Source organism: Streptomyces sp. NPDC057743 (genome assembly GCF_042798755.1).
Lineage (GTDB): Bacteria > Actinomycetota > Actinomycetes > Streptomycetales > Streptomycetaceae > Streptomyces.
In genome coordinates this window covers 1-3,082 of record NZ_JBHVJX010000105.1, presented here as the reverse complement: position 1 = coordinate 3,082, position 3,082 = coordinate 1, and the positions used below count along the sequence as shown (strand labels likewise).

General features: G+C 67.1%; 4 protein-coding genes. 2 read left to right on the top strand and 2 right to left on the bottom strand.

Annotation, left to right across the window (positions count from 1 at the left end; translation table 11 throughout):
- Positions 1-107: 107 nt before the first annotated feature.
- Together ACFVFQ_RS38570 and ACFVFQ_RS38565 are read right to left on the bottom strand one after the other, a co-directional pair.
- The gene (locus ACFVFQ_RS38570) at positions 108-686 is read right to left on the bottom strand and encodes a transposase (protein ID WP_383425376.1); all 579 of its coding nucleotides are present in this window, start codon (positions 684-686) and stop codon (positions 108-110) included.
- Positions 595-1,509 (bottom strand): IS4 family transposase, encoded by a 915-nt coding sequence (locus ACFVFQ_RS38565; protein WP_383425374.1) that lies wholly within the window; start codon positions 1,507-1,509, stop codon positions 595-597. Before ACFVFQ_RS38565 ends, ACFVFQ_RS38570 begins: the two co-directional genes overlap by 92 nt.
- 651 nt (positions 1,510-2,160) lie before the next feature.
- Between ACFVFQ_RS38565 and ACFVFQ_RS38560 the strand changes: the two genes are divergently transcribed.
- On the top strand, positions 2,161-2,436 hold the full coding sequence (locus tag ACFVFQ_RS38560) for a hypothetical protein (protein WP_383425372.1): 276 nt from the start codon (positions 2,161-2,163) through the stop codon (positions 2,434-2,436).
- A gap of 355 nt (positions 2,437-2,791) precedes the next feature.
- A complete protein-coding gene (locus tag ACFVFQ_RS38555; protein WP_383425370.1) occupies positions 2,792-3,007 on the top strand; it encodes a hypothetical protein in 216 nt (71 codons plus the stop codon).
- The last annotated feature ends 75 nt before the right edge of the window (positions 3,008-3,082 follow it).

Sequence of the window (3,082 nt, the reverse complement as noted above, 5' to 3'; positions counted from 1 at the left end):
GGTCAGCGCGCTCGCCGGCATCCGCCTCGGCCTGGCGGATCCAGCCGCGCAGAGCCTCGGGATGCACGCCGAGATCGACAGCCAGTCACTTGATCAACGCCGTTGCGTTAGTGCCGTGTGAGGCTGTTGAGGACGTGCTCGAAGAACGTGATGGCGGTGCAGATGGTGTAGTTCTGGGGTTGCTGGGGGTGTTGTCCGGTGTTGGGTGCGTACTTGCTGGTGGGGTTTTTGTGGGTGCGGGCTTTGGCGCGTCGGCGGCGGTGGGCGGGCAGGAGGTTGTCCAGGATGGCCTGGCCGATCGCGGTGGCCTGGTCAGTCGGCTCGGGGAAGATGCCGTGGGCGGTGGTGACGGTGTCGGCGGCGGTGCTGAGCAGGACGGTGAAGCTGATGCGTTCGTGGGGGATGTCGGGCCGTGTCGTCAGGGCGTCGCCGTCGGCGCGGGTCAGGGCCTGGTAGGTGGTGAGCAGGGCGTAGACCTCCTGGTCGAGGCCGTCGGTGCTGCGGGAGCGCAGGACGCGGCCATCGAGCATGGTAGCCTTGATGGAGAAGTAGACGGTCTCCACCTGCCATCTGCGGTGGTAGAGGTCCACGAGTTCAGTGGCCGGATAGCGGGCGGGGTCCAGCAGGTTGGTGAGGAGTCGCCACTGCTGGGTGCGGACGGTGCCGTCGGCCAGGGTGATGGTCACGGTGGCCTCGATGACGCGCACCGGCAGCGTCCCGTAGCCCCGGCCGGCCTGGTAGGGAGCGGACAGGCGAGCCAGGTAGGTGACGCTGGAGGGTCGGGCAGCGTCGGGCGGAGGAGCGCACCAGGAACCGCGCACCGGTGCCGCCCATCTCCCGCAGGAACTCCACGGCATCGAAGCCGGCGTCCGCCAACAGCAGCATCGAGGAATCCAGGCAGCCCAGCAGCCGCTGGGCGTAGGGCAGTTCGCCGGTGTCCTCGGGACCGAAGCAGGCCGCGAGGACGGCCCGGGTGCCGCACTCGACGAGGACCAGCAGACGCAGCAGTGGGTAGCCGAACTCCAGCTTCTTACCCTGCCGTTTGGGATAATGCCAGGTCACGGCCTCCTCGTTGGGGACATGCAGGTGGGTGCCGTCGATAGCGACGGTGCGCAGGCCTCGGTAGAAGACGCCCGGAGCACCGCGGCGGGCGACCGGCCCGGACAAGGCCTCGAACAGCCGCCTCAGCGGCGCTGAACCGATCCGGCGCCTGGCCCGTGACAGTGCCGACGCACTCGGCCATACCAGGGGCAAGGAGTCCAGCGAGGCCACCAGCTTGCCCCAGGCAGTCCGATACGAGCAGTCCTCGAACAGGGCCAGCGCGAGCACGAAGTACACCACCACCCGCGACGGGAGCAGCCGCACCCTCTTCTCCACGGTGCCCGTCTCCTCCAACACCGCGTCCACCAGCGCGAAATCGATGATCTGCGTCAACTCGCCCAGATGCCCCGGCGCGAACACACCCCGCGCCACCTCAACCCTCCGCGTGATGACAGACTTCTCCTGCAACGGGACTCCTCAAGATCATCAAGCTTGGTCGCAAGACGATCTACCGGAGTCCCGTTGCTTCACGTCAGGGCACAACGCCCCACAATTTGCAGGCCCAAAGCCCCTGGACTACCTCACCCACCGCATAACGCAACGGTGTTGGTCGCTTGATCTGCGGCTTCGGATCGGAGGTGCGATACATCCGTACCGCACGCTCACGCAACTCCAGCGAGTACTTTCTGGGTGCAGCCGTGATCACAGGTCCTCTCATGAGTCCCATCTGGCCCGCTGTCAACTTCCTTCGCATCTCGGGGGAACCTCAGGCCAGAACTGAGCGGCGTCAGGCTCTTCGACCTGCCCGAGCGCATTGGCGTGGAGGTCAGCGAGCACCGGCCGGTAACCTGCCGGTGCGTCTGCGGCAGGACCGCTCGTGCTGTGGCTCCGGATGGAGTGAATGCCCCGGTGCAGTACGGACCCCGCCTCGTGGCGGCCGGCGTGTTTCTGACGCACAGCCAGTTCCTGTCCGAGGGCCGCACTCCACCGCCCTGGCCGAGTTGAGAGACAGCTCGAGGGGTTCCGCAGGGCCGGCCTCGGGGCGTGGCGGGGTGCCGTGCCGGATCCGGCAGGGGACAATAACCGCTTCCAACCAAGATCAACAGAAAGGGGCGTGCCGTGTCCGACACCCCCAGCCCTGAGTTCTCCGGCCTAGAAGGCGAGATGGAGCAGCAGGCGTTCGACATCGTCCGGGACGTGGTGAGCCGGTACAACACTGAGCTCATCGCCGAACGCCGCGCTCCGGTGCCTGACGAGGAACGTGTGGAAGTGCTGAAGGCCGGGCGTCAGGCCGCGCTCGAGGACCAGCGGCACTTGGAGTATGCCGACCCGCAGGAAACCGCCCGGATCGCCGCAGCCTACGCGGCCAGACTGAACGAGCTGAAGAGGTCGTAGCCCCGGCGAGGGCTGGGAGGCGGGCCACGCCGACGGATGCGCGCGGCTGATCCGGGCGGGCTGCCTCCGCGCGGGCATCAGCGGCCGGGCCAGCCCGGTGATCTCGTCCAGCTCCCGGCGGGGCGATATCAAGTTGAGGCGGGAGGTGCGGTGATCGTAACCGGATAGGTGCTTCTGGCTGAGGGGATGTATGCCCGGTCGCCAGGTGGCCAGATCCGGTTGAGCAACGCTCAGGACCTGTGGCCGGCCTGGGCTGGTATGTTCTGCGAGGTACCGAGGGCGTACCTTCCCAGGTGATCGACTCAAGGGTCACCGAGCAGGCCCGCGTTGCACCGCGGGCTGGGAAGGCACGCCCGTGCCCGACGTAGTCGACGAAGACGGAGTCACCGATACCGGCTCCTTGATGGACGACATCGTCCGGGAGGGCGCGAGGCGGATGTTCGCCGTCGCACTGGAAGTCGAAGTCAACCAGTACATAGCCGAATTGGCGGGCCGGGGCGACGAGTCCGGCCGCCGTTTCGTGGTCCGTAACGGCCACCAGGGCCAATTCTTAGTCCTGGAGGGCCAGTAAACCCGCAGGTCACAGCATCATGACGGTCTCTCGCAACGCCCGTCCTACACGCAACGAAGCTCCGACGATCAAGGG